Below are 23,696 nucleotides of genomic sequence, written 5' to 3'. Positions count from 1 at the left end.
AGGCAGACGTTATCAAAGCCCGGCACTGCCGGGCTTTATGTTATGCGGAAGTCGGGGGACAGCCGCTGCCAGTGGGCCCGCAACAGCCGCCGGTGATCCTCCCGCATCGGTAACCCCTTCAGCATGCCGGGCCAGCGCTCCCGGGCCTGCTCCAGCAAGTGCACCCGTATTGCCGACCAGGACACGTCCATCCTCCGTGCCCAGGTTTCGAAGGTCGTCAGTTGCATGTCATACCAGGCTTTTTGCCGGGCCATATTAAGCGCCGCGCTGTCCTCCCCATTCACATAAGGCTGGGTACAGACGATGTCATAGGCCGGCGACAGCCTTGGATTACGCCGATCCGGGTAGACCAGGGTCCAGTTTTTGAGGTGAGCGTCGCCATTGGCCAGCAGAATATTCACCAATAGCCGCCGGGCCATCTGCTGCAGATCCGTCAGTCCCTCCGGGCTGAACCGGTGCAGTATGGCGCCAATCTGTTCATAATTTTTCTTGCCGTACTTGTCGTGGGCATAGAGTTCGAATACCTGGGCAAAATCTTCCGTGTGCACCCGCCCCTGCTCGCCGCGATCGAAGCGCCGAATGGCGTAGGCGAACTCCTCCCCGGGCAGAGGAATATCGGGTAGCTGATCGAGCTGCGCCAGGGGCACCAGGGCAATATCGGGAATATCGACCCCCACCGCCTGGGCCAGCCTCATCATGGAGAATTCGTTTGCCGGCACCGCCGGATGCAAGGTGGAAGGGGTTTTGATGATCCAGCTGTCTTCCCCTATTTCGGTACCTATGTTGAAACGTCCCTCCCGGCGGACGCTCGAAAACTTCATCTGCACCCCGGCCAGAGAGAATTTTTCAGCCCAACGCCCCACCTCTATCTGTATCCCTTCGACCTGCTCCCGTGCCGACAACGCCCAGGCGGGAAGCCCGCCCATCGGCACCGGCGTCGCCACCAGCGCACCGGGCAGGTTATTGCCCGCCCAGGCCAGCAACGGAAACTCCCGATCCGGGTGTACCCTCAGGGCCGCCGCCATCCAGGCACGCAAGGCGCCTTCGGGCAACAGGTTGGACAAGACCGGCGGTAACCGCAGGTTGTGAACATGGGGCTGGTCCAGATAGGCCTGGTTCACCAACTGGGTGAGGGTGAAGGTGGGCCTGAGCGCGGCCGGCAATGCCCGGTACCCCGGATCGAAGGTCAGAATATTCTTACCGCCGGAGTAATGGGCGAGGATGCCGACAGGCTGAGTTGCAGCGCCTCGACGTACTCGGTCCGGGCTTGGATCCCGTTCACTTAATCATCCTCCAGGCCACCGAGCAATTGATCCCAGCTGCCCGGCCGTTTTTCCTCGTTGACCGCGGCGTCGGACGCTTGTGGCTGTGCCGCCTGTTCACGGGGCACCAGCAGAAGTTCCAGCCCCATCCCCTCGGCGATGCGCAACAGGGTACTGAGCCGCGGGTCGCCGCCGGCCTCTATTCGCTGATACTGCTGCTGAGACATGCCGATGCGCATCAGCATGTCTTTCTGGTTCAGAGACAATTGCTGGCGCCGTTGTTTGAGGATGGGCGCCAGCTCGACAAGGTGTTTCATACCTGATCCATCTTCATCCGGCCGGACACATAACAACATATTGATTGTTATCCAGATAAAAAACAACTCAAAAATTGTTAATGATCACATAAACAACATATAAGCTGTCATTAGCAACTAACCGGTCTCGAACCCCCGATGACCGCCCGGCGCCACCTCTTCCACTTCGATGTCCTCGACCAGGGCACTGCTCGGCCCCACCTTCAGCCAGTCCACCAGCCGCTGCACCTGGCCGGCCTCCCCTTCGGCCACCACCTCCACCCGGCCGTCGGGCAGGTTGTGGGCGTAGCCGCTGAGCCCCAGCTTCTCCGCCTCGCGCTGGGTGTAGAAGCGAAAGCCCACCCCCTGCACCAGACCGCTGACCCGGATTTTTTTCGCCATCTCGCCCATGATTCGGCTCCTCGTTTGTGTTTTACCGCGCCGCCCCCTAGAATTGTGGCCCCTTATTTTCAGCAGCTCCAGCCTATGACCGCAGCCATTACCCTTATCGCCGGACGGGAAAAGTCCCTCCTGCGCCGCCACCCCTGGGTGTTTTCCCGTGCCATCGACAAGGTGCAGGGCCAGCCCAACGCCGGGGATACCGTCGACATCCTGAGCCACAACGGCCAGTGGCTGGGCCGGGGCTTCTACTCACCCCAGTCCCAGATCCGCGCCCGGGTGTGGACCTTCGATAACAACGAAGTGGTGGACCAGGCCTTTTTCCTGCGCCGGCTGCAACGCGCCAAGGAGGGCCGCCAGCCCCTTATCGAGGAGCAGGGCCTCACCGGTTACCGGCTGTGCGCCGCCGAGTCCGACGGCCTGCCCGGGGTAACCATCGACGTCTACGGCGAGGTGGTGGTGTGCCAGTTGCTCAGCACCGGCGCCGAGCGCTGGCGCCCGGCCATCGTCGAGGCGCTCAAGCAGCTCTATCCGGGCGCCTGCATCTACGAGCGTTCCGACGTGGCGGTGCGCAAGAAGGAAGGCCTGAAGGAGCGCAAGGGCCTGCTGGCGGGCCAGTTGCCGCCCCAGCCCGTGGTGATCGAGGAAAACAACGGGGTACGCATCCTGGTGGACGTGGAAAACGGCCACAAGACCGGCTTTTATCTGGATCAGCGCGACAACCGCCGTATCGCCGGCCGCTACTGCAAGGGCAAGCGGGTACTGAACTGCTTCAGCTACACCGGCACCTTCGGCGTCTATGCCCTGAAGGGCGGCGCCGATGAGGTGATCAACGCCGACGTGTCCGAGTCGGCCCTGGCGCTTGCCCGCCAGAATGCCGAGCTGAACGGCCTGGATCTCGGCCGGGCCCGCTTCGAGCAGGCGGACGTGTTCAAGCTGCTGCGCGACTACCGGGAGCAGGGCCAGCGCTTCGACGTCATCGTGCTGGATCCGCCCAAGTTCGCCGAGAGCAAGGCCCAGCTCAACGGCGCCTGCCGCGGCTACAAGGACATCAACATGCTGGCCTTCCAGCTGCTCAACCCGGGCGGGGTGCTGCTGACCTTCTCCTGCTCCGGGCTGATGACCTCGGATCTGTTCCAGAAGATAGTGGCGGACGCCGCCCTCGACGCCGGCCGCGACGCCCAGATCCTGGAGCGGCTCAACCAGGCCGCCGACCATCCCATCGGCACCGCCTATCCGGAAGGCCACTACCTCAAGGGGCTGGTGGTCCGCGCCTGGTAACGGCCAGGGGCCGCCTGCGGCCCCTCGGCTTGATGACGCCGCCATTGTCATGATCGTAGAAGTCGGCCAAAGGGAACGGCTCCGCCGACACGCTGTGAATACATCCCTGTACGCTCGCACATGCCATCCATGGCATGTGACGGTCGGCGCAGCCGTTCCCTTTATCCGCCTGTTTTGACGCCGCTGTTGCCTGCCAAGGTAAGCCCGAAGGTTTGTCAGCCAGGTAGTCTAACCGTTACTATTAGCACTTTCCGTTTGTGACCAAGGAATCCGCAGTGGACCCCATTCGCCTAACCCAATACAGCCACGGCGCCGGCTGCGGCTGCAAGATCTCGCCCAAGGTACTCGACACCATACTGCACAGCCAGTTGCCCGCCTTTGCCGACCCCCGCCTGGTGGTGGGCAACGCCAGCCGGGACGACGCCGCCGTGGTCGACATCGGCAACGGCATGGGCATCATCTCCACCACCGACTTCTTCATGCCGATAGTGGACGACCCCTTCACCTTCGGCCGCATCGCCGCCACCAACGCCATCAGCGATATCTACGCCATGGGCGGCACTCCCATCGTCGCCATCGCCATCCTCGGCTGGCCGGTCAACCTGCTGCCGCCGGAAGTGGCCCAGCAGGTGATCGACGGCGGCCGCCAGGCCTGCCATGACGCCGGCATTTCGCTTGCCGGCGGCCACAGCATAGACGCGCCCGAGCCCATCTTCGGGCTGGCGGTCACCGGCCAGGTCCCGCTCGCGCGGGTCAAGCGCAACGACACCGCCGGGGTCGGCGACCGCCTCTATCTCACCAAGCCGCTCGGCATCGGCATCCTCTCCACCGCCCAGAAGAAGGGGCTGCTGCGGGAAGAAGACGGCCTGCTGGCGCCCGAGGTGATGTGCCAACTCAACAAGCCGGGCCAGGACTTCGCCGCCCTGGAGGGGGTTACCGCCATGACCGACGTCACCGGTTTCGGCCTGATGGGCCACCTGCTGGAGGTGTGCGAAGGCGCCGACGTCGGCGCCCGGCTGGAGATGGCCGCCATCCCCCTGCTGCCCAACCTGGATCACTACCTGCAGGCCGGCGCGGTACCAGGCGGCACCCTGCGCAACCTGGACGCCTACGGCCACAAGCTGGCGCCGCTGAGCCCGCGCCAGCAGCACATACTGTGCGATCCCCAGACCAGCGGCGGCCTGCTGGTGGCGGTGCGCCCCGAAGCGGAGCCCGACTTCCTGGCCCTGGCCCGTCGCCACGAGCTCGAACTCGCCCCCATCGGCCGACTCACCGCCCCCGGCGCCCATCGCATCGAGGTGAGCGGTGACTGAGCTGACCGCCGATTACGATGTGCTGCTGGGCGAAGATGTGCCCATGCTGGATCTGCGTGCCCCGGTGGAATTCATCCAGGGTGCCTTCCCCTCGGCCAGCAACCTGCCGCTGATGACCGACGACGAGCGGGCCCGGGTCGGCACCTGCTACAAGCAGCAGGGCCAGGCCGCCGCCATCGCCCTCGGCCACCAACTGGTCTCCGGCGAGGTGCGCGCGGGGCGGCTGCAGGCCTGGCTCGACTGGCTGGACGCTAACCCCCGGGGCGTTATCTACTGCTTTCGCGGCGGCCTGCGCAGCCAGACGGTGCAGCAGTGGCTGGCCGAGGCCGGCCGGCCCGTCCTCCGGGTGGAGGGCGGCTACAAGGCCCTGCGCCGGCGGCTGCTGGCCGTTATCGAGCAAGAGTTCCGCCAGCCCGGCTATGTGCTGGCGGGCCTGACCGGCAGCGGCAAGACCGACTGGCTCGGCCGTACTCCCCTGGCCCTGGATCTGGAAGCCTACGCCCATCATCGCGGCTCCAGCTTCGGCCACTGGGGCGAGCCCCAGCCCACGCCCATCGACTTCGAGAACCGGCTGGCCATCGCCCGGCTCAAACAGCGCCGGGCCGGTATCACGCCCTGGCTGGTGGAAGACGAAAGCGCCATGATCGGCCGCTGTCCCCTGCCCCTGTCGCTCTACCAGCGGATGCAGCAATCGCCGCTGCTGGTGCTGGAAGTGCCTTTCGAGCAGCGGGTACGGCAGATCCAGCACGACTACGTGGATTTGATGCAGGCCCGCTTCGGCAACGACATGGCCCGCCTCGGCGACTACCTGCAGGGCGGCCTCAAGCGCCTGTACAAGCGCCTCGGCGACCGGGAGTGGCGCCGGCTTTCCGCCATCATGGACGAGGCCCTGACCGCACAAGCCCGCGGCCTGGGCAGCGACGGCCACCAGGCGTGGATCACCGAGCTGCTGGAGCGCTACTACGATCCCATCTACCGCCGCCACCTGGCCGCGAAGGAAGCCCGTGTGGTCAAACGCGGCGACGCCGGCGAGCTGGCCGACTGGCTGGCCAGTCGGCACCAGGCCGACACTTCGCCCACTACCACATTATGTTCAATAGGGAAGGATAACTAAAAATGTAAAATAAGGAGTGTTGAACATGAAGAGAGTAAAAATCACCAAAAACTTCATATTTAGGTGGCACGAATGCGGTCTGAGCAAGGAAGAAACAGCAAAACTTTGTGCCAGAAGTGTGAAGACGATCACAGAATGGGACAAAGGTAAAAAAATTCCGGCCGAATGCATCACACTAATGAAAATGGCATCCGGCCAACTCGAGCACGATCTATCACCACAGTGGGCAGGCTGGAGACTAGCAGGAGAATACCTGATAGCACCCAGCGGAAGGCGATTTACAGGAAAATGGCTTAGAGAGTTAGATTATGAAATGCAATTAAAAGAACAAGAAAAACTAAGAAGGGATGAAAAATGGATAAGAAAGATTATATATATAATCCAAAAGAGTTCAGGGGAACAAAAAGAAATAATCCAAAGAATAATAAAGGGAATGGGAATAAATTAATAGAAGGAATAATAATAGGATTACTAATAGGAATGTTTATAGGAAAACACTGGCTAAAATAGTACCGCCGGCGCTGATACTATCTTTTGTCTCCGACCCTTCCCTTCTATACGACGCTGATGATTAATACAGGCCAAACAAAGTTTATCAGGACGCGATCGAGCAATGCGGCGAACGAAAAAACGAGAACGCGAAAAAAAAGCCAGCATAGCCTGATAGGACGCTGGTTTAGCATGCCCTACCGGGCATATCCGACCCAGAATGAAATCTAGGCCAAAAAAGAGAAAACACTTTTCAAAAAAGCATCAGTAGTAAAAAGCTCATACAGAAGATAAATATTAGTAAAAGACAATAAAGCCAACCGTCTAGGACTGTAACGACAACATTTGTACTTAAACAATACGGCCAATGCCACCACGGCATAAACAGGAATTAACAATAAAGAAAATTGAACAGAAGAAGCTCCATCAGAAACATCAGCAGGATACCAAGCACGAATATATTTAGCCGGCAAAATCGAATAAGGAGCGCGCATATCAACAGAACGAATTTCTTTTTTAATTGAAACGTCATCTAAATGACAAATAGCATCACGATGAACATAACGCTCTATCATTTTTTTAGTTTTTGGATCTCTATATGTTACTAGATACTGGCCCTCTTTATCCTTTACAGGAAACTCCATCATTTCAGAACCATCATGGAATTCCTGCTTAGTGTCATAGCTTCTATATAGCCATAACCCTTTAGCCATAACAGTATCTTGTTTTACACCAGTGGACACACTCTTGCCACTATAAAAGGTGCACATGTGAATTCTAGGAACCCCGAGAATTCGCTTTATAAAAAACTTGGCAAAAACTCTAACCGGCAACAAGATCAACATCAATAACGGATTACCACCACCCCGCATAAACGAATCTGAGGTATAACACCAACCAATGGAACGACAAAGAGAGTTTATCACCTGCTTATCAACAGAATCTATATCTTGCACAGCTAGAAAAGCATTCCAACCCCGTTTGCGCACCAAACGAAACCAATTAATCAGCTCTTGCCTATCACGCTTTTGCCATTCACGTGAATTAAGAAAAAAAGCGGTTTCATCGATAAAAAGACCGCCATTCTTGCTTTCATCATAACCATGCTCTTTGGGATAAGCATAACCCAAATTATCCAAATCCGTTGATCGCGGTTCTTCCGGCAAACGTATAACCGGAGTATTTAAACCCAATTCATTAAGCGGCATATACTCCAAATATAAATCAATATTTGTCGCAACAGGACGCCCCTCATTAAGATATCCCACAATGAGATTAACCATAGTGGACGTTTTCGAGGCCCCTACCGGACCTGTAATAAAATATGGAGCCGGCATTATTTTGACCTCAGAACAATAGACAATGTTTTATATTGCCACAAGAACACCCAACGCAGCAAATAACCCGATGCAATAGCAGATAAACAAAATGACGCATTTGGCGGCAACAGAGACATACCGGCAGCAAACAAACTACCGGATGGAGCATCAGAGATAAGCGGATTAATAAGCCCATTAATCGCAAGAGTAAATGTTGCCGTGAAAGCGGCAAAAGTAGCTATAAACGCCCCCGCTAACGCCGCCCGGCTAGGAATTAAAGCAACCAGCTTGATTATAATGGCAGCAACAAAATTACCTATAGCAGCAAATAATGCACCCATATTACACCCCCGTTGCACGAGTAACTGTATCATCCCACAGACGGAACAAATAAAGAGCCGTCATCAAATACAAAAACCATGTAATTACAGGACGAAAAACAGAATCGTAAATAGGACAATGACCATCCCAAGTCGTAGTAGTGGAAAATTGACGCACACTCAAACTAACGACCAGAGGCATGCAAGCCCCATTCATTCCCGTCGCCCAATTAGAAGGAAAAGGAACACCGGATATACCACCCGGAGTACCCGGAATATCGGAGCCAACAAGATCAGGTATGTCTGCAATAAAATCATCTAAATCCTGCTTTTTCTGATCCAATGCATCCTTGCTAGGCTCGGTCTGCTCATTAAACTGAGAAGTGGCATCAGTGAACTCAGCAGTACGACGAGCCACATCCTGTTCCTGTTGCTGCTGCCGATTCTTTGCCAGCTCTTCAGCTAACTGATGCTGCGTAAGAGGGCTCTTGAGGGCATCATTCAACGCATCAGCGATACCATCAGGAGATAACGCCCTGTCCTGAGAGGCAACCCATTGCGCAACCTCCTCGTATTGTTCGGGAGTAACATAATAATCACCGTTGGGGTCGCTGGATTGTAATAAGCCCTGGCGATAGAGGTCCATTAAACCGGCGCCATAGGGATTAGGGGCATAGGGATTATATTCGAGCGGTTCCCAATCAACTTGACTGGGGTCATCACCGAAAATATCGGGGCTGGGATTAGCAGTGATATACGGCAAAATTGCATCAGTAAAATCGGAATCAGAAACAGGCTCATAAACATAATCAGCAGGCGGCGAAAAGTTAGAAAAGCGCATTTTAATCTGAGAGGGAGCTTGCCAATATAAATGATAGCTGAATACAGTATTATCATTCTGAGGGTAAAATTTAAAGCTATCATAAGTACACGTACCGCCGCAATCAGCAGGATGGACAAGCGAAAATAAAATATCAAAACACTGAGATAACGTTTTTGTACCATAATTAGCCAGAAAAGATGTAGCAGATGCCTCACATTTACCGGACGCGCTCATAGATGGAGATAAAGTACCCGAATGAGACAATACATTACCAAATTCATCAATAACATAACCAAGAGCAACAGTCGCCGCTATCCACCACAAATTAGTTTTTAAAACATGGCCACCATTAGCCTTGGCGAATTGCAATAATTTGGCCGGAGTGACTTTCGCTTGAACCGGTCGAAATGGGTCATTAGCGGCAAAACCTTTGCCGATTGCATTTGTCGTAATTTGTTGAGTAGTAACCGACGCTATACCGGTCACACTATGAACCTGAGCAGGAACATAATAAGGATTTGCCTGAGAGAAAACAGAAAAAGGAATTAAAAAGGCAATAAGAAATGAAAAAAAACGAAGCATAAAAAATCCCCCTAAAAGGGGCAGGAAACCCGCCCCTTACAGGACAATGGATTACCCACGCGCACCCTTAGAGATAAAGGCACGGAGCAGGCCAAAGCCGACAGACAGACCGAGAACGACGGTCATAACGGCAAAGCCAGCACCAGCGGCAGTGGATGCATCCGCGATAACAGCAGCCTGAATATCAGCCACAGCAGTAGCATCCAGAGCAGCGGAAGCAGTACCCGCAACCAGAGTACTGGTCACGGCAGTAACCCCAAGAATTGACTTTTTCATAACATTACCCTCTTGTCGCTTTCTCAAAAACTTGGCGAACAAAACGATACAGAACGCCAAGGCAGTACCCTACCAGCCATGCAATGCAAAGACCGGCAAGAACGGAATCGAGGCCTGTTATCATCTTAAATTCCCCGTATTAAAGCCATGCACAAAGGCAAAGAAAAAACCTAAGGCAATGAGCACATAAACAAGATCTTCAAGCTCCATAACAGACCCCAATAATCACTTAACAACAGGAACGGAAACCAAAGAAAAACCAGAATACTGGCGATGTTTTCCGCTATCATCACCCCACGAAGAATTCCTGAACTCAAGAGTAAAATTGGTCTGTTTACCGACAAGACCCTTAAGGTCATTGAGAGCACCGGACGCTACCAAATCCTGAGAAACAGAAACCTGAACGACTTGAGTCGGCTCAGTCACCAGAAGATTAATAGATCCAGTCTGAACCATGGTATCCCGGTTAGTTTTACTGGTAATGTCAGTAGATGACATAATGAGACCTTGCACAATCATGGTAGTTACCTCGTAGGTTAATGGGTCTTACAGTTATTGACAGAACTCCAAGGCTCGCTACGCTCGCTAGAGCCGGAAGCTACGGCCAGCCTGCGGCTGGCCTCAGCTTCCAGCTCTAAAGACTCAATGAGCAGCCAATGGTTTTCATCTGCTAGCGCATTCATTTTCGCCACATAGGAATCATATTCAGATTCAAGCATTCGCATATATTCCTGCTCAGCTTCCATAGCATCAAATATATCCGTAACACCACGCATAACATCAGCAGTACCACGGAGGAATTTTTTCTTGTTGACGACTTGCCAATCTTTAAATCGAGTGGCAACAAAAATACGCTGAAACATCACGCCAACAATTCGAGCACTGGCTATATCACCATACCGAGTAGTCTTTGGTTCTAAAACGATCTCCCCAGTATCAGAACAGAGCTTTTCCATGGCCTGAGGAACAGCATAATGACAACGGATAGTCTGATCGTTGCGGCGAACTTGAACGCCACCCATTGCAATACAAAAAGCAGCCCAGTCTGAGGCATCAGCAGCCCGCCGCACATTCTCAAGAGCCAGCCACTCACCATTAGACAGGTGCTTTAACATAGGGTCATCCTCTTTGAACTCATCTCGCATGCGCCGCATTTCGCGCCACGCCTGTACAGACGGCCCACCAATTTGCTGGAATTGACGAATACCATTATCCGCCTTCCAAGCATCGACACGGGCCGCCGTCTCAAGAGCTGGTGATTTAGTTTCATAATCCTGACCAACGGCAAAGCCATCGATATTTTTAGAAATATATTTAGCGATATACCCTGTTGCAGAGCCTTTTGATTTATCCGCAAAAATACACTTGAAACGATGTTTTTTAGCACCCGGCTCATTTGGCGAATCCATTAACATATAACGCTTAAAAATAGAGAGAAGAGACTTCACGTTATCTTGCTCAATAAAAAGCAACAAATGCCAATGAGCTGTACCATCATGGTGAGGTTCAGCAACACGAAAGCCATATGGCCGGATACCACTATTATTAAGCTCAGCACGAATTGAATTAAACCGAGAAACAAGCCAAGCCTGACTGTCTCTAATAGTAGAACCGTCCCAATTTGGGTTAGGCTTGCCCGAATTCGAAAAGGCATGAAAACGAGAAGGGCAAGTTAAAGTAAGGAAAAGACCAACGTGACCCAAATCTTCAGCACAAATTTCAAAGCCACGACAGCGAACCATCAATTCAGCACGACGATTAACAGGATTAGATACAGACTTGCCGGCCAACTCAGAAAGGGTAAACCATTCATCAGGATCTAAAGAATTATGGGCCACCGTCTCCGTAAGAACGGCTTTATTATCTCGAAGACGAGAAACACGGCGAGCCAATTGATAATCAGATACATAAGGCTGTGATCGCTTGTGTACAAGCCCCATAATTCGAGAGATATCAGAGAGCACACGCCCGACATGACGACGAAGGCGAAGTCTAAGCCAATCTGAAGAGCAAAGACGACTGAGAAAAGCGGACTGTTCATCCGGAGAGAAAAACGCATCAGGAGCACCGAGAGCATAACTGTTAACAGCATCCAGAGCAGAAACAAAGAAATCACAGTCAGAACTAGAGAAACTTCTGAGACGTGAAAAATAAGATTCAAGCTTGCCAGCAAATGATGAAATAAAAGAGTCATCCCAAGAGCAGCGAAAAACGCCACAGGGGCCGGGATAAGAAAGGCGATCATCAATATCGGCAAGAGCCCGATTTGCTTCAATGTAAGAGTCATCTTGAGCTTTCCTTATGTAGAACGAAGACAGGGAAGACTGCATAGCCATATGACGGCAACCGATACGATGCCGAAAAGCAGCACACTCAGCAGTACCAAACCTGGCTGTGGCGATATCGAAAGGAGTAGACTGGCCCCCGGCATAGAAGGGCTGATATCGAGGCTCAAGAGCAGCACCACGGGCAGCATAAGGAGAAGCCACCACAGCCATATCAGTAAACGATCTATCGACGCCATAGCCCATCCCCATCATGACTAGCACTCCCCGCCAAAATCAGGAGCAAACAACTCGATAGAAACCCTGTCTAACAGGTCATTCGCAACACGCAGATCTGACGCATACTGAGCAGCATCAGCATGACGACCGGCAGAGATAGCAATGTTCATAGCCAGAGAGATAGCATCAGCGTGAGCAACAAGACAGCCGTGAAGCTGGTCCACTTGAGTCTCACTCATTGTGATAGTGACGTCAGACATGGTAGAGTCTCCTAGTACACGGCTTCTAGAGTTCTAGAATCACAGTACCATGGATGGTAGTACTAAAATGACAGTACCAACAAGCAAGCAAGGAAAGACAAAATCGCTATACTTGACAAAACAGAAAAAGAATGCATTGGAGGCAATATGTATTCAAAAGAACTAATAGATAAGCTGATGTACAAGAAAAATTACACTCAGTACAAACAGGCTGCAGAAGAACTAGGTTTTTCAAAACAGCACATATCAACAATAAACAGCGGAAAAGCAGAAATCACTGATGAAACAGCTATTTACATAGCAAAGGAATGTGATTTAGACGTAAAGGAAGTACTGCTAAAACTGGCAGAAGCCAGAGCAAAAACAAAGGAAACAAAAGAGGCATGGAGCGCCATTATCCAAAAGCTAGCAGGGGAGAAGATGAAAAATAAATCAATAGAAATCATAAGCTTAGCAGGTCTTCTCCCCATCATAACAACAACGCTTAATACCACATTATGTTAAAAATGGAAACTCAGCATGCTTGAACGAATCACCCTGCCGGTGACCCCTTTCGCCCAGAACTGCAGCCTGATCTGGTGCAGCCAGAGCCGCAAGGCCGCGCTCGTCGACCCCGGCGGCGAGACCGAGCGGCTGCTGGCGGCGGTGGCGGTGGCGGAGCGCGGCCTCGAGCTGGAAAGCATACTGCTCACCCACGGCCACCTGGATCATGTGGGCGCCACCGGTGAGCTGAAGGCAAAGACCGGGGTGCCCATCATCGGCCCCGGCCGGGACGACGCCTTCTGGATAGAAGCCCTGGTGCAGCAGGCGCAGATGTTCGGCTTTCCCCCGGTTAAAGACTTTGTACCCGACCGCTGGCTCGCGCAGGGCGACAGCGTCACCGTCGGCGAGGAAACCCTGGAAGTGTATCACTGCCCCGGCCATACCCCGGGCCATGTGGTGCTGCTGCACCGGGCGCAGCGGCTGGCCTTCGTGGGCGACGTGCTGTTCCGGGGCAGCATCGGCCGTACCGACTTTCCCCGCGGCAACCACCAGCAGTTGATCGACAGCATACTGCACACCCTGCTGCCGCTCGGCGACGACATCACCTTCGTGCCCGGCCACGGCCCGGAAGGCACCCTGGGCGAAGAGCGGCTGCACAACCCCTTCCTGCGCTGAACGCCGCCTTCTGCCACACTGAGGGCAGGAGGTGTCCCATGGTCAAACCCAAGCAGGGGCCGCGCAATCCGCCGGCCCCGCATTTTCCGCCCAAGAAGCCGGTGCCGCCGCGTCGCCCCGGGCCGTCCCTGCCCTAGGCCCTACCCCGCCAGATGCTCGTTAAAGAACGCCAGGGTGCGGGACCAGGCCAGCTCCGCTGCCTCGGGGTGGTAGCGGGGGGTGGAATCGTTGTGGAAGCCGTGCTGGGTACCCGGATACTGATAAGCCTGGTAGCTCACCCCGTGGCGTTGCAGGGCGGCTTCATAATCCGGCCAGGCGGCGTTGATACGCTCATCATCCTCGGCCATCTGGATCAGCAGGGCGGCCTTGATGTCGGCCACCTTGTCCAGTGCCGGCGGCATGCCGTAGAAGGGCACGGCGGCACCGACCCGCTCCGGCAACTCGGCGGCCAGTTTGTTGGCGATAAAGCCGCCGAAGCAGAAGCCCACCACCCCGAGTTTGCCGTTGCCTCCGTCCAGCGGTTGCAGGAAGCGGGCGGCGGCGGCAAAGTCGGCGGCAATCTTGTCGCCGTCCAGTTGCTGCTGCAGGGTCCGGCCGTCATCGTCGTTGCCCGGGTAGCCGCCCAGCGGGAAGAGCGCATCGGGCGCGAAGGCGATAAAACCGGCCTTGGCCAGGCGCCGGGCCACGTCCTCGATATAGGGATTGAGGCCGCGATTCTCGTGCACCACCAGCACCAGGCCGGGCGGAGACGATGGGTTCCGGGGCTGCACCAGATAGCCCCGGCCCTTGCCGTGGCCTTCGGGGGAATCGAACTCCCGGTAGCTGGCCAGGATGTCCGGATCGGTGAAGGACACCTGCTGGGCCAGGGCATAGTCGGGCCTGAGGGCCGCGAACAGGGCGGAAGCCGTCACGCCGCCCACCGCCACCCTGGCCAGGCCGGTCATGAACTGGCGCCGGTCGATGAGCCCGTGAGCGTACTTATCGTAGAGGTCGAAGGCCGGCTTGGGAATGGCGGCGGGGTCGGGTTTGCGCATGACGGAGACTCCTGTCTGGATGGCTACCCGGCCAGTATAGCAAAGGCAGGGAGGACTCAATCGTCCCAGTCGTCGTCATCCTCGTCCCTGGCCGGCTCGTCGCGGGCCGGGATGGCCACCGCCGGCGCCAGTACCGCTACGGCCGCCAGCAGCTTGCGCCGGGGTTGCCAGTTGCCGACAAAGCCGAACCGATAGCGGTGGTCGTCAAGCTTGAAGCGATCCTCGACCTGGGCGCCCAGGGCCTCGTTGATTTGCTGCAGTTCCTGCTCGTTCAGGGACAAGTCCAGGGTAAAGGCGATGACGGCGCCGTCATGGCCTGGCAGCTTGCCCCGATTCACCGCCTGCACCCGCTCCCGGGGCAGCGCCATCGCCACCTTGCCGACGCCGTTGACGATATAGAGGCGCTCGGCGTCGAAGGCCAGGTTGATCAAGCGCTGCCGGCTCCAGCTCGGCGGCCACAGGCTCATCAGCAGCACGACGCCACCGAAGATCACGCCGACCCAATGAATAAGGCCGAAGCCGTCCTGGCCGTCCCACAGGGCCATGGTCACGGCAGCCAGACTGGCCAGCAATACCAGGCCATGGGTAAGGTAGAAGCGCACCGCGGGCGGACACAGCACGAACTCCAGGGGGCGTTCGAGCACCTGTTGCAAAGGTAAACGCTGTACTGTCATCATCATGTTCCCTCAACTTCAGAGGGCCTAACCCTAGCAAAAAAAGCGCCGGCCATAAATAATGACCCCTATCGGGAATAAGGGGGACAAACGAATGATGAAATGGTGCTGGCTCTTGTTATTGCTGCCCGGATCCCTCTGGGCCGAGGCCATCGGTGGTTATTCCGCCGGTTGCCAGATGAACGCCCGGGCCCTGCCCGGCAGCGGCCCCGGATTTTATGTGATCCGAAGCGAACGCCAGCGCTACTACGGCCAGCCCCAGATGATCCACTACCTGCAGGATCTGGGACGCCGGGTCGACCAGGCCGGGCTGCCGCCCATGCTGGTGGGGGATATCGCCATGCAGCGGGGCGGGCCCTTCGCCTATGGCCACCGCAGCCACCAGACCGGGCTGGACGCGGACATCTGGCTGCGCAGCCCGCCGGAAAATCCCCTGCCCCGACAACTGGAAACCATAGCGGCGGTGGACATGGTCGATCATCGCCACTATGTGCTGACCGCCGATTTTCAGGATAAGCAGCGCCAGTTAATCGCCCTGGCGGCCCAGGATCACCGGGTCGACCGCATTTTCGTACACCCGCTGATCAAGCAGGCCATGTGCCAATCCCATGGCGAATCTCCCTGGCTCAGGAAAATCCGCCCCTGGTTCGGCCATTCCAGCCATTTCCATGTGCGCCTCGCCTGCCCTCAGGGCCAGGCCCGCTGCCAACCCCAGGCGCCGGTACCTGCCGGCACCGGCTGCGGCGCCGAGCTGGCCGGCTGGCTCAACGACAGGGCCGGCGAGATCACCGCCGGCCCGCGCGCGCCCTGGCGCCCCGTTTTACCCAAGGCCTGCGTGGGCTGGGTCAGGCCCTGAAGCCCCGCACCAGCCGCTCCAGCCCGGCGTTGGCCTCGCCCAGCAGGCGGCTACTGTCCTGGTTGTGCCTGTCCTGGGCCACCAGGGTGCCGACCATGTCGCTGATGCTGACCATGTTTTCATCGATCTGGCGGGAGACGGTGCGCTGCTGCTCGGCGGCACCGGCGATCTGCTCGGTCAGGCCGTGGATGCGGTCCACCGCCGACGCCAGTTGATCCAGCCCCTGGGTCACCGCCGCCGTATGGCCGGCGGTGGCCTGGCAGCTCTGCCGGGTGTCGGCCATGGCCGACACCACGGACGCCACCCCGGCGGTCAGCCGCGCCAGGCGGGCACCGATTTCCTCGGTGCTGGCCTGGGTCCGGGCCGCCAGGGCCCGCACTTCCTCCGCCACCACCGCGAATCCCCGTCCCTGCTCACCGGCCCGGGCCGCCTCGATGGCGGCGTTAAGCGCCAGCAGGTTGGTCTGCTCGGCGATACCGGCGATGCTGTCGAGGATGGGGGTGATCTGCTGCACCGCCTCGCGCATCTGCGCCACCTGGCCGCTGGTGCCCTCTACTTCCTCCTGCAGCGCCGCCACCGCCGCCGAGGCCTGCTGGACCAGGGCCCGGGATGAGCGCGCCTGACGGTTGACCTCGCGGATAAAGCCGGCGCTGTCCCGGGCGCTGCCGGCCACCTCGTCGGCGCTGACGCTCATCTGGTTGACGGCGGCCACCACCTGCTCCGTTTCCCGGGCGTGGGCATCGAGCACCTCGCCGCTGCGCCGGGCCCCTTCACCCAGTTGCTGCAGGGCCTGGCGGATATCGCCGCTGGCCTCGCCCAGGCGGGCGACCATCTGCTGCAGATAGGCCATGAAACGGTTGACCGAGTCGCCGATGTCGTCGATCTCGTCCCCCCGGCCCAGGGCCAGGCGACGGCTCAAGTCCGCCTCCCCGGCGGACAGCCGGTCGATGCCGGCCTTGAGCATCATCAGGCGGTTCATCAGCCGATGTAACGCCAGCGCCGCCACCAGCAGCAGCAACAGCAGGGCCGGGAGTTGCAGGCCCAGCAGCAACCGCACCATGGCCTGGCTCTGCTGTTGCAGCCCGGTCGAGGGCAGGCTGGCCGCCATCAACCAGGGCGTGCCGGAAATGGGCTCGAGCAGCAGGGTCAGGGCCTCGCCCCCAGCGCCCTGGTATGCCAGCCGCATCGGCTCCGCCCGGTCCAGATCCAGCGCCGCCAGCCGGCGGGCGATATCGGCACGCGCGGCCTGCTCGGCCACCGTGCTCAGCACCACCTCTCCCGCCATGGCGGAGGTGTTGCTCACCAGGGTTCCGTCCCGCTCCAGGATCAGCACCTGGCCGCCGATGCGCGCCTCGCTGCGGCGCACCAGCTCGTTGAAAAAGCCCAGGGTCACGTCCAGGGTGGCGACCCCGTAGAGGGCACCGTCCCGGTAGATGCCCATGGCGCAGTTGGTGCGCGGTTCGGCGCTGGCCCCGTCCCGATAGGCCTTGGCCCAGGCGCACTGCCCCCGGGGCGCCTCGCGCCCGTTCCGGTACCAGGGCTGCCGGTAGTAGGCAGGGGCTTCGGCGGAGTTCCAGTAGCGGTTGACCACCAGCTGCCCTCCCTCGGCGCGATGATAGAAGCTGCTGTGCCTGTCCCGATCCGGCGTTCTCGCCCGGGGCAGGGGCCAGATGCCGCCGCCGAACACCTTGGGCTCGCCGTACTGATCGAGCAGGCTAGGCAACTGGGCATCGATCTGCTCGCTGGCAAGCCCGGGCACCAGTTGGGTGATGGCCCGCTGCTGGGCCTGCACCTGGGCCAGTTCCCGCTGTATCTCCTCTCCTATCAGCACCAGCTCGTGGCGGACCAGCTCGCTTTCCATGGCCATCAGCCTGGGGGCGAGCAGCCAGCGCAGCCCGGCGATGGTCAGCAGCAATACCCCGGCCATAAACAGCAGGAGCAGCAGGTTGTAACGGGTTTTAAGCCTGAGTGGCATCACGGCCTCCTTGTCGTTTGACTAAAAAAATGCCGGGCATCCGCCCGGCCAAAGATCGCCTTCCCCCACCGGCATGGGTGGAACCCACACCCAAACGATCGCATTCGAGCATAAAAATACATTCGTGACCGTAAAAGACAAGTAAAAACTGGCAGCCCTTTATCGGGGCTCAAGCCCGGGAGCGACGACAAATAGCCGATAAGCGTCACCTGATGGCCAAAACAAGGCCTCAAAAGAGAATCATCCGCACTGTCAGCAGTACGCAATAAGTGATAGCCATGTGTCACAACGAAGGCGAAAGGTCAAAAATAAGTGATCAAGAACACAAATTTGCTAACACAATATTTTCGAATACGAACAAATAACCCAGAATTCGAGTGGCAGGATGACTGTACACACACAATGGAGTAGGAAAATGTCTATCAAACGACCAAACACCCTGTTCGGAGAATGCCTTGCGGAGTTTATCGGCACCGGATTGCTGATCTTCTTTGGTGCCGGCTGTGTTGCCGCCCTGGTGGTGGCCAATGCCAGCTTCGGACTCTGGGAAATCAGCATCAGCTGGGGGGTGGGCGTGGCCATCGCCATCTATGTGGCGGGCGGCGTGTCCGGTGCCCATATCAACCCGGCGGTCACCCTGGCCCTGACCCTGTTCCGGGGCTTCGACAAACGCAAGGTGCTGCCTTATATAGGCGCGCAACTGGCGGGCGCCTTCTCGGCCGCCGCCCTGGTCTACAGCCTCTACCAGCCGCTGTTTATCGAGTGGGAGCAGGCGGCGGGCGTGCTCAGGGGCAGCCAGGAGAGCCTGGCCCTGGCCGGCATTTTCTCGACCTATCCCCACAGCCTGTTGTCCAATGGACATGCCTTTATGGTGGAGCTGGTGATCACCGCCGTGCTGATGATGGCGATACTGGCCCTGGTGGACGATCGCAACGGCGGCCCCAAGGGCATGGCCGCGGCCCTGCTGATCGGCCTGCTGATCGCGGTGATCGGCGCCGCCACCGGCCCGCTCACCGGCTTTGCCATGAACCCGGCGCGGGACTTCGGCCCCAAGCTGTTCGCCTGGCTGGCCGGCTGGGGTGACCTGGCCCTCACCGGCGGGCGGGACAACCCCTATTTCTGGGTGCCCATCCTGGGCCCGGTGGTGGGTGCCTGCCTGGGTGCCTGGCTGTACGATAACGCCATCGCCCGCTTCCTGCCGGCGGCCAGGGCCGAAGCCGACGCCGGCGACACCGCCGAACAAAACACCGCCCAGGAGCGCAAGGCCACGGCCTGAGCCAGAACTCGATACGGATTCGACAAGGAGAACCACAGATGTCCCAAGCAAAGCAGTATGTCGTCGCCCTGGATCAGGGTACCACCTCGTCCCGCGCCATCATCTTCGACGAGAATGCCGCCATCCAGGGCGTGGCCCAGCGGGAGTTCGGCCAGATCTATCCCCAGGCGGGCTGGGTCGAGCATGATCCCATGGAGATCTGGGCCAGCCAGCGCTCCACCCTGACCGAGGTGCTGGCCAAGACCGGCATCAGCCCGGATCAGATTGCCGCCATCGGCATCACCAACCAGCGGGAAACCACGGTGGTGTGGGAAAAGAGCACCGGCAAGCCGGTCTACAACGCCATCGTCTGGCAGTGCCGCCGCACCGCCGACATCTGCGAGCAGCTGAAAGCGCGCGGCCTGACCGACTATATCCGCGACAACACCGGCCTGGTGCTCGACGCCTATTTCTCCGGCACCAAGCTCAAGTGGATACTGGACAACGTCGAAGGCGCCCGGGAGAAGGCCAACAACGGCGAGCTGCTGTTCGGCACCGTGGACACCTGGCTTATCTGGAAACTGACCGACGGCCGGGTGCACGTCACCGACTACACCAACGCCTCGCGCACCATGCTGTTCAATATCAACAGCCTGGAATGGGATCAGAAACTGCTGGATGAAATGGGCATCCCCGAGTCGATGCTGCCCGAGGTGCGCCCCTCCAGCGAGGTGTACGGCAAGACCAATATCGGCGGCAAGGGCGGCACCCGCATTCCCATCGCCGGTATCGCCGGCGACCAGCAGGCGGCCCTGTTCGGCCAGCTGTGCTTCACCAAGGGCATGGCCAAGAACACCTACGGCACCGGCTGCTTCCTGCTGATGAACACCGGCGAGCAAAAGGTCAGTTCCAGCCACGGCCTGCTCACCACCCTGGCGGTGGGCGCCAAGGGCGAGGTCAACTACGCGCTGGAAGGCTCGGTGTTCATGGGCGGCGCCACCATCCAGTGGCTGCGGGACGAACTGGGCCTTATTCGCGAGGCGGACGACACCGGTTACTTCGCCGAAAAGGTGAAGGACAGCAACGGCGTCTACCTGGTGCCGGCCTTCGTCGGCCTGGGCGCCCCCTACTGGGATCCTTACGCCCGCGGCACCCTGGTGGGCCTGACCCGGGGCGTGAACCGCAACCATATCATCCGGGCGGCGCTGGAGGCGGTGGCCTACCAGAGCCGGGACGTGCTGGAGGCCATGCAGGAAGATTCCGGCCTCAAGCTGGCCGCGCTCAAGGTGGACGGCGGCGCCGTGGCCAACGACTTCCTGATGCAGTTCCAGTCGGATATCACCAACGCCAGGGTGGTGCGCCCCCGGCAGACCGAAACCACCGCCATGGGCGCGGCCTTCCTCGCCGGCCTGGCGGTGGGAGTCTGGCAGAGCACCGACGAGCTGGCCGACAAGTTCGCGGTCGACAAGGAGTTCAAGCCGCAGATGGACAAGGACACCCGCGCCACCCTGTACCGGGGCTGGCAGAAGGCGGTGGCCCGCTCCCTGGACTGGGTCGAGCACTGAGCGAAAACGAAAATACCAAGGGCGCCGCAAGGCGCCCTTATCAGTTCGATAACAACATCGTTTGTTATCAGCCCAAACGTCGGCCAAAGGGCCAACTCCGCCGACCCGCTGCAAGTACATCCCTGTATCGCTCGGCACCTGCCATCCCTGGCATGTGACGGTCGGCGGAGCAGCTCCCTTTGTCCGCCCGTTACGGAATCGGCGTTGCCTGCTTAAGCCAGACTGGAGGTTTGTCAGCCCCCATCATCCCCTGCGCAAACGGGCTCAGTGGGCGATATGGCAGGCGACCTGGTGCTCTTCCATGATCTTCTGCAGCGAGGCCGGCGGTGGGGCATCGGTAAAGAGGGCGGTGATCTGGCTGATATGGCCCAGGTTGACCATGGCGTTGCGGCCGAACTTGCTGTGATCGGCGGCCAGGAATACCTGCCGGCTGTTGTTGATGATGGCCTGGGCGATGCGCACCTCGTGGTAGTCGAATTCGAGCAGGGAGCCGTCGCCGTCGATGCCGGAAATGCCGATGATGCCGTAGTCGGTACGAAACTGCTGCACGAAGTCGCGGGTCGCCTCGCCGACGATGCCGCCGTCCCGGTTGCGCACCTCGCCGCCGGCGATGATCACGGTAAAGTCTTCCTTCTGGCTGAGGATGCTGGCCACGTGGATGTTGTTGGTGATCACCCGGAGTTCCTGGTGGTCGAGCAGTGCCCTGGCCACCGCCTCGGTGGTGGTGCCGATGTCGATGAACAGGGAGGCGCCGTCCGGGATCTCGGCGGCGATGGCCCGCCCGATACTCTCCTTCTCCCTGGCGTACATCACCTTGCGGGAGTCGTAGGCGGCGTTGACCGTGCTCGACATCAGCGAGGCGCCGCCATGGTGGCGGCGGATGCGGTTGTGCTCGGCCAGGTCGTTCAGATCCCGGCGGATGGTCTGCGGGCTCACGTCAAACTGGGCAACCAGATCCTCGGTGCTGGCAAAGCCTTTCTGCTTGAGCAACTCCAGGATCTGTTGATGACGCAGGGTTTGTTTCACGCGGTAACTCCCTGTAATGGATAAGACTTCTATCGCCCGATTGTACTCGTTCAATGCCCAAATGCACAGCCGGCGCGGGAGCGACGCGGCCGACGCGAAAGGACACAAGAAGACGGGTGGCGCGGGCGGCCCATCCGGAGATGTCGGCGGGACCTTTGGGTCAGCAACACAGAACTATCACCATACGAACATTTCAGCCCGGCAAAAATGCGCACATTAGTTAAAAAAAATACAAAATGAACCAAAATGTTGCTTGATGTTTGTTTCATGGTTGGTTATTTTCTTTTACGAAGATTATAATCCAACTATGGTGACTGACTATGACCCCCACCCCCAAGGCACAGGGACGCCACGCTCCGGTGTTGGCTTCCCTGAAGGAGAAGAGAAGCATGACGGCTGAGCACACCATTCATGATCTGATGGTTATCGGTGGCGGCGTCAACGGCACCGGCATCGCCATGGACGCCGCCGGCCGGGGACTGAGCGTGGTGCTGTGCGAGATGAACGATCTGGCCTCGGCCACCTCCTCCAACAGCAGCAAGCTGATCCACGGCGGCCTGCGCTACCTGGAACACTACGAGTTCCGGCTGGTGAAGGAAGCCCTGGCCGAGCGGGAATCCCTGTTGCGCAACGCCCCCCACATCATGTGGCCGCTGCGCTTCCGCCTGCCCCACCGCCCGCACCTGCGCCCGGCCTGGATGATCCGCATCGGCCTCTTCCTCTACGATCACCTGGCCAAGCGGGAATTGCTGCCCGGCTCCAACGGCATCCGTTTTGGCGAAAACAGCCCGCTGGTGAGCGACATCGCCAAGGGCTTCGAGTATTCCGATGGCTGGGTCGACGACGCCCGCCTGGTGGTGCTTTGCGCCATGGCCGCCCGCCAGAGCGGCGCCGACATCAAAACCCGCACCCGCTGCGTGCGGGCCGAGCGGCAGGACGGCCTCTGGCTGGTGACCCTGCAGGAGGTCGACACCGGCCGGCAGCAGCGCTACCGCTGCCGCGCCCTGGTGAACGCGGCCGGCCCCTGGGCCAGCAAATTGTTCGACGAGGCCATGACCCTCGAGGCACCCAAGCAGATCCGCCTGGTCAAGGGCAGCCATATCATAGTGCCGAAACTGCACGACGAGCCCGAGGCCTATATCCTGCAGAACGAAGACAACCGCATCGTGTTCGTGATCCCCTACGAGGACAACTTCTCCCTGATCGGCACCACGGACGTGGATTACCAGGGCAACCCGTCCGAGGCGCGCATCAGCGATGAAGAGGTGGAGTACCTGTGTGCCGTGGTCAATGCCCACTTCAAGCGCAAGATAAGCGCGGCGGACGTGGTGTGGACCTACTCGGGGGTACGACCGCTGATGGACGACGAGCACGGCCAGGCGCAGAAGGCCTCCCGGGACTATACCTTCGAGGTCGATGCCCCCGAGGGCGAGGCGCCGCTGCTGTCGGTGTTCGGCGGCAAGATCACCACCTACCGCAAGCTGGCGGAGGCCGCCACCAGCGCCATCTGTCGTTTTTTCCCCCAGGCCAGGGAGCCCTGGACCAAAACGGCGGTGCTGCCCGGCGGCAACTTCGAGGATCACGACAGCCTGGCCGCGGCCTTACGGCGGCAGTTCCCCTGGTTGCCCGAGGCCATGATCAGGCGGTTTGTGCGCACCTACGGCAACCTCTGCCACCATTTCCTGGACGGCTGCCAGGACCTCGTGGATCTGGGCGAATCCTTCGGTGCCACCCTCACCCGGAAGGAAGTGGATTACCTGGTGGAGTACGAGTGGGCCAGGACAGTGGAAGACATCATCTGGCGCCGCAGCAAGCTGGGCCTGTATCTGACGGAAGCGGAGCAGGCACGGCTGCACCAGTACCTGCAGAGCAGGCAGGGAGCGGTACAGAGCCGGCTGGCCGGCTGAGGCCAGCC

Annotated in this window: 24 protein-coding genes; 10 read left to right on the top strand and 14 right to left on the bottom strand. The window is 58.7% G+C overall.

The features are described from left to right. Positions 1 to 35: 35 nt before the first annotated feature. The 3 genes from AN401_RS08930 to yccX form a co-directional block, all read right to left on the bottom strand. Positions 36 to 1,190 carry a type II toxin-antitoxin system HipA family toxin gene (locus AN401_RS08930; protein WP_232513445.1) on the bottom strand — a complete coding sequence of 385 codons (1,155 nt, stop codon included), beginning with the start codon at positions 1,188 to 1,190 and terminating at the stop codon, positions 36 to 38. 92 nt (positions 1,191 to 1,282) lie between these two features. Continuing rightward, positions 1,283 to 1,579 (bottom strand): helix-turn-helix domain-containing protein, encoded by a 297-nt coding sequence (locus AN401_RS08925; protein WP_094039742.1) that lies wholly within the window; start codon positions 1,577 to 1,579, stop codon positions 1,283 to 1,285. Between the two features lie 117 nt (positions 1,580 to 1,696). After that, the gene (gene yccX, locus AN401_RS08920; protein ID WP_094039741.1) at positions 1,697 to 1,969 is read right to left on the bottom strand and encodes an acylphosphatase; all 273 of its coding nucleotides are present in this window, start codon (positions 1,967 to 1,969) and stop codon (positions 1,697 to 1,699) included. 75 nt (positions 1,970 to 2,044) lie between these two features. Between yccX and AN401_RS08915 the strand changes: the two genes are divergently transcribed. The 4 genes from AN401_RS08915 to AN401_RS08900 all read left to right on the top strand — a co-directional run bounded on the left by AN401_RS08915 (position 2,045) and on the right by AN401_RS08900 (position 6,113). Next, positions 2,045 to 3,238 carry a class I SAM-dependent methyltransferase gene (locus AN401_RS08915; protein ID WP_094039740.1) on the top strand — a complete coding sequence of 398 codons (1,194 nt, stop codon included), beginning with the start codon at positions 2,045 to 2,047 and terminating at the stop codon, positions 3,236 to 3,238. 275 nt (positions 3,239 to 3,513) lie between these two features. Further along, positions 3,514 to 4,551 carry a selenide, water dikinase SelD gene (gene selD / locus AN401_RS08910; RefSeq protein ID WP_096779133.1) on the top strand — a complete coding sequence of 346 codons (1,038 nt, stop codon included), beginning with the start codon at positions 3,514 to 3,516 and terminating at the stop codon, positions 4,549 to 4,551. Next, entirely contained in the window at positions 4,544 to 5,665 is a 1,122-nt protein-coding gene (mnmH, locus tag AN401_RS08905; protein ID WP_096779132.1) for a tRNA 2-selenouridine(34) synthase MnmH, read from the top strand. The genes selD and mnmH overlap by 8 nt, the downstream gene beginning before the upstream one ends. A gap of 25 nt (positions 5,666 to 5,690) precedes the next feature. Beyond that, a complete protein-coding gene (locus tag AN401_RS08900; protein WP_096779131.1) occupies positions 5,691 to 6,113 on the top strand; it encodes a DUF3653 domain-containing protein in 423 nt (140 codons plus the stop codon). Positions 6,114 to 6,381: 268 nt separating this feature from the next. Here AN401_RS08900 and AN401_RS08895 read toward each other — a convergent pair whose 3' ends face one another. The 7 genes from AN401_RS08895 to AN401_RS08880 form a co-directional block, all read right to left on the bottom strand. Next, positions 6,382 to 7,491, bottom strand: coding sequence for a zonular occludens toxin domain-containing protein (locus AN401_RS08895; protein WP_096779130.1), 1,110 nt, complete (start codon positions 7,489 to 7,491; stop codon positions 6,382 to 6,384). Next, positions 7,491 to 7,814 carry a DUF5455 family protein gene (locus AN401_RS19760; RefSeq protein ID WP_157772217.1) on the bottom strand — a complete coding sequence of 108 codons (324 nt, stop codon included), beginning with the start codon at positions 7,812 to 7,814 and terminating at the stop codon, positions 7,491 to 7,493. Before AN401_RS19760 ends, AN401_RS08895 begins: the two co-directional genes overlap by 1 nt. A 1-nt stretch (position 7,815) precedes the next feature. After that, positions 7,816 to 9,198 carry a hypothetical protein gene (locus tag AN401_RS19755; protein WP_157772215.1) on the bottom strand — a complete coding sequence of 461 codons (1,383 nt, stop codon included), beginning with the start codon at positions 9,196 to 9,198 and terminating at the stop codon, positions 7,816 to 7,818. Positions 9,199 to 9,249: 51 nt separating this feature from the next. Beyond that, positions 9,250 to 9,474: a hypothetical protein gene (locus AN401_RS19750; RefSeq protein WP_157772213.1), complete on the bottom strand. Its 225-nt coding sequence runs from the start codon at positions 9,472 to 9,474 to the stop codon at positions 9,250 to 9,252. Between the two features lie 225 nt (positions 9,475 to 9,699). Continuing rightward, positions 9,700 to 9,993: a hypothetical protein gene (locus tag AN401_RS19745; protein ID WP_157772211.1), complete on the bottom strand. Its 294-nt coding sequence runs from the start codon at positions 9,991 to 9,993 to the stop codon at positions 9,700 to 9,702. Positions 9,994 to 10,010: 17 nt separating this feature from the next. Next, the gene (locus AN401_RS08885) at positions 10,011 to 12,014 is read right to left on the bottom strand and encodes a replication endonuclease (RefSeq protein ID WP_096779128.1); all 2,004 of its coding nucleotides are present in this window, start codon (positions 12,012 to 12,014) and stop codon (positions 10,011 to 10,013) included. 2 nt (positions 12,015 to 12,016) lie between these two features. Further along, positions 12,017 to 12,238, bottom strand: coding sequence for a hypothetical protein (locus AN401_RS08880; protein ID WP_096779127.1), 222 nt, complete (start codon positions 12,236 to 12,238; stop codon positions 12,017 to 12,019). A 147-nt stretch (positions 12,239 to 12,385) separates the two neighbouring features. Between AN401_RS08880 and AN401_RS08875 the strand changes: the two genes are divergently transcribed. Both AN401_RS08875 and AN401_RS08870 read left to right on the top strand, forming a co-directional pair. Next, positions 12,386 to 12,742 (top strand): DUF3693 domain-containing protein, encoded by a 357-nt coding sequence (locus tag AN401_RS08875; protein ID WP_096779126.1) that lies wholly within the window; start codon positions 12,386 to 12,388, stop codon positions 12,740 to 12,742. 15 nt (positions 12,743 to 12,757) lie between these two features. Further along, positions 12,758 to 13,396, top strand: a complete 639-nt coding sequence (locus AN401_RS08870) for an MBL fold metallo-hydrolase (protein ID WP_096779125.1) — start codon at positions 12,758 to 12,760, stop codon at positions 13,394 to 13,396. A 140-nt stretch (positions 13,397 to 13,536) separates the two neighbouring features. Here the strand turns inward: AN401_RS08870 and AN401_RS08865 are convergent, their stop codons facing one another. Continuing rightward, entirely contained in the window at positions 13,537 to 14,430 is an 894-nt protein-coding gene (locus tag AN401_RS08865) for a dienelactone hydrolase family protein (protein ID WP_096779124.1), read from the bottom strand. A 56-nt stretch (positions 14,431 to 14,486) separates the two neighbouring features. Then, positions 14,487 to 15,110 carry a hypothetical protein gene (locus AN401_RS08860; RefSeq protein ID WP_232513416.1) on the bottom strand — a complete coding sequence of 208 codons (624 nt, stop codon included), beginning with the start codon at positions 15,108 to 15,110 and terminating at the stop codon, positions 14,487 to 14,489. Between the two features lie 88 nt (positions 15,111 to 15,198). Between AN401_RS08860 and mepA the strand changes: the two genes are divergently transcribed. Beyond that, complete coding sequence (gene mepA, locus AN401_RS08855) at positions 15,199 to 15,960, top strand: penicillin-insensitive murein endopeptidase (protein ID WP_096779123.1); 762 nt, start codon at positions 15,199 to 15,201, stop codon at positions 15,958 to 15,960. Here mepA and AN401_RS08850 read toward each other — a convergent pair. Next, the gene (locus tag AN401_RS08850; RefSeq protein WP_096779122.1) at positions 15,950 to 17,935 is read right to left on the bottom strand and encodes a methyl-accepting chemotaxis protein; all 1,986 of its coding nucleotides are present in this window, start codon (positions 17,933 to 17,935) and stop codon (positions 15,950 to 15,952) included. The two genes, mepA and AN401_RS08850, sit on opposite strands and share 11 nt — an antisense overlap. 415 nt (positions 17,936 to 18,350) lie before the next feature. Here AN401_RS08850 and AN401_RS08845 point away from each other — a divergent pair, with 415 nt between their 5' ends. Beyond that, positions 18,351 to 19,211, top strand: a complete 861-nt coding sequence (locus AN401_RS08845) for an MIP/aquaporin family protein (protein WP_094040989.1) — start codon at positions 18,351 to 18,353, stop codon at positions 19,209 to 19,211. Between the two features lie 38 nt (positions 19,212 to 19,249). Next, positions 19,250 to 20,755 (top strand): glycerol kinase GlpK, encoded by a 1,506-nt coding sequence (gene glpK / locus AN401_RS08840; RefSeq protein WP_094040990.1) that lies wholly within the window; start codon positions 19,250 to 19,252, stop codon positions 20,753 to 20,755. A 264-nt stretch (positions 20,756 to 21,019) separates the two neighbouring features. On the opposite strand, the gene AN401_RS08835 is transcribed toward glpK, so the two are convergent. After that, positions 21,020 to 21,781 carry a DeoR/GlpR family transcriptional regulator gene (locus tag AN401_RS08835; RefSeq protein WP_094040991.1) on the bottom strand — a complete coding sequence of 254 codons (762 nt, stop codon included), beginning with the start codon at positions 21,779 to 21,781 and terminating at the stop codon, positions 21,020 to 21,022. Positions 21,782 to 22,170: 389 nt separating this feature from the next. On the opposite strand from AN401_RS08835, the gene glpD reads away from it, so the two are divergent. Next, a complete protein-coding gene (glpD, locus tag AN401_RS08830) occupies positions 22,171 to 23,688 on the top strand; it encodes a glycerol-3-phosphate dehydrogenase (protein ID WP_096779121.1) in 1,518 nt (505 codons plus the stop codon). Positions 23,689 to 23,696 lie beyond the last annotated feature (8 nt).

The sequence above is a fragment of the Zobellella denitrificans genome, assembly GCF_002407485.1.
GTDB lineage: Bacteria > Pseudomonadota > Gammaproteobacteria > Enterobacterales > Aeromonadaceae > Oceanimonas > Oceanimonas denitrificans.
The sequence above is the reverse complement of the archived record's forward strand: the minus strand, read 5'-3'. Positions and strand labels throughout refer to the sequence as shown.

Excerpts from the sequence above, each read along its gene's own strand:
- mepA (WP_096779123.1), top strand. The coding sequence starts at position 15,199 with ATGATGAAATGGTGCTGGCTCTTGTTATTGCTGCCCGGATCCCTCTGG.
- AN401_RS08860 (WP_232513416.1), bottom strand. The coding sequence starts at position 15,110 with ATGATGATGACAGTACAGCGTTTACCTTTGCAACAGGTGCTCGAACGC.
- yccX (WP_094039741.1), bottom strand. The coding sequence starts at position 1,969 with ATGGGCGAGATGGCGAAAAAAATCCGGGTCAGCGGTCTGGTGCAGGGG.
- AN401_RS08865 (WP_096779124.1), bottom strand. The coding sequence starts at position 14,430 with ATGCGCAAACCCGACCCCGCCGCCATTCCCAAGCCGGCCTTCGACCTC.
- AN401_RS19745 (WP_157772211.1), bottom strand. The coding sequence starts at position 9,993 with ATGATTGTGCAAGGTCTCATTATGTCATCTACTGACATTACCAGTAAA.
- glpK (WP_094040990.1), top strand. The coding sequence starts at position 19,250 with ATGTCCCAAGCAAAGCAGTATGTCGTCGCCCTGGATCAGGGTACCACC.
- AN401_RS08870 (WP_096779125.1), top strand. The coding sequence starts at position 12,758 with ATGCTTGAACGAATCACCCTGCCGGTGACCCCTTTCGCCCAGAACTGC.
- AN401_RS08915 (WP_094039740.1), top strand. The coding sequence starts at position 2,045 with ATGACCGCAGCCATTACCCTTATCGCCGGACGGGAAAAGTCCCTCCTG.
- AN401_RS19760 (WP_157772217.1), bottom strand. The coding sequence starts at position 7,814 with ATGGGTGCATTATTTGCTGCTATAGGTAATTTTGTTGCTGCCATTATA.
- AN401_RS08895 (WP_096779130.1), bottom strand. The coding sequence starts at position 7,491 with ATGCCGGCTCCATATTTTATTACAGGTCCGGTAGGGGCCTCGAAAACG.
- AN401_RS08845 (WP_094040989.1), top strand. The coding sequence starts at position 18,351 with ATGTCTATCAAACGACCAAACACCCTGTTCGGAGAATGCCTTGCGGAG.
- AN401_RS08880 (WP_096779127.1), bottom strand. The coding sequence starts at position 12,238 with ATGTCTGACGTCACTATCACAATGAGTGAGACTCAAGTGGACCAGCTT.
- AN401_RS08850 (WP_096779122.1), bottom strand. The coding sequence starts at position 17,935 with ATGCCACTCAGGCTTAAAACCCGTTACAACCTGCTGCTCCTGCTGTTT.
- glpD (WP_096779121.1), top strand. The coding sequence starts at position 22,171 with ATGACGGCTGAGCACACCATTCATGATCTGATGGTTATCGGTGGCGGC.
- AN401_RS08885 (WP_096779128.1), bottom strand. The coding sequence starts at position 12,014 with ATGATGGGGATGGGCTATGGCGTCGATAGATCGTTTACTGATATGGCT.
- AN401_RS19755 (WP_157772215.1), bottom strand. The coding sequence starts at position 9,198 with ATGCTTCGTTTTTTTTCATTTCTTATTGCCTTTTTAATTCCTTTTTCT.
- AN401_RS08875 (WP_096779126.1), top strand. The coding sequence starts at position 12,386 with ATGTATTCAAAAGAACTAATAGATAAGCTGATGTACAAGAAAAATTAC.
- AN401_RS08925 (WP_094039742.1), bottom strand. The coding sequence starts at position 1,579 with ATGAAACACCTTGTCGAGCTGGCGCCCATCCTCAAACAACGGCGCCAG.
- AN401_RS08900 (WP_096779131.1), top strand. The coding sequence starts at position 5,691 with ATGAAGAGAGTAAAAATCACCAAAAACTTCATATTTAGGTGGCACGAA.
- AN401_RS19750 (WP_157772213.1), bottom strand. The coding sequence starts at position 9,474 with ATGAAAAAGTCAATTCTTGGGGTTACTGCCGTGACCAGTACTCTGGTT.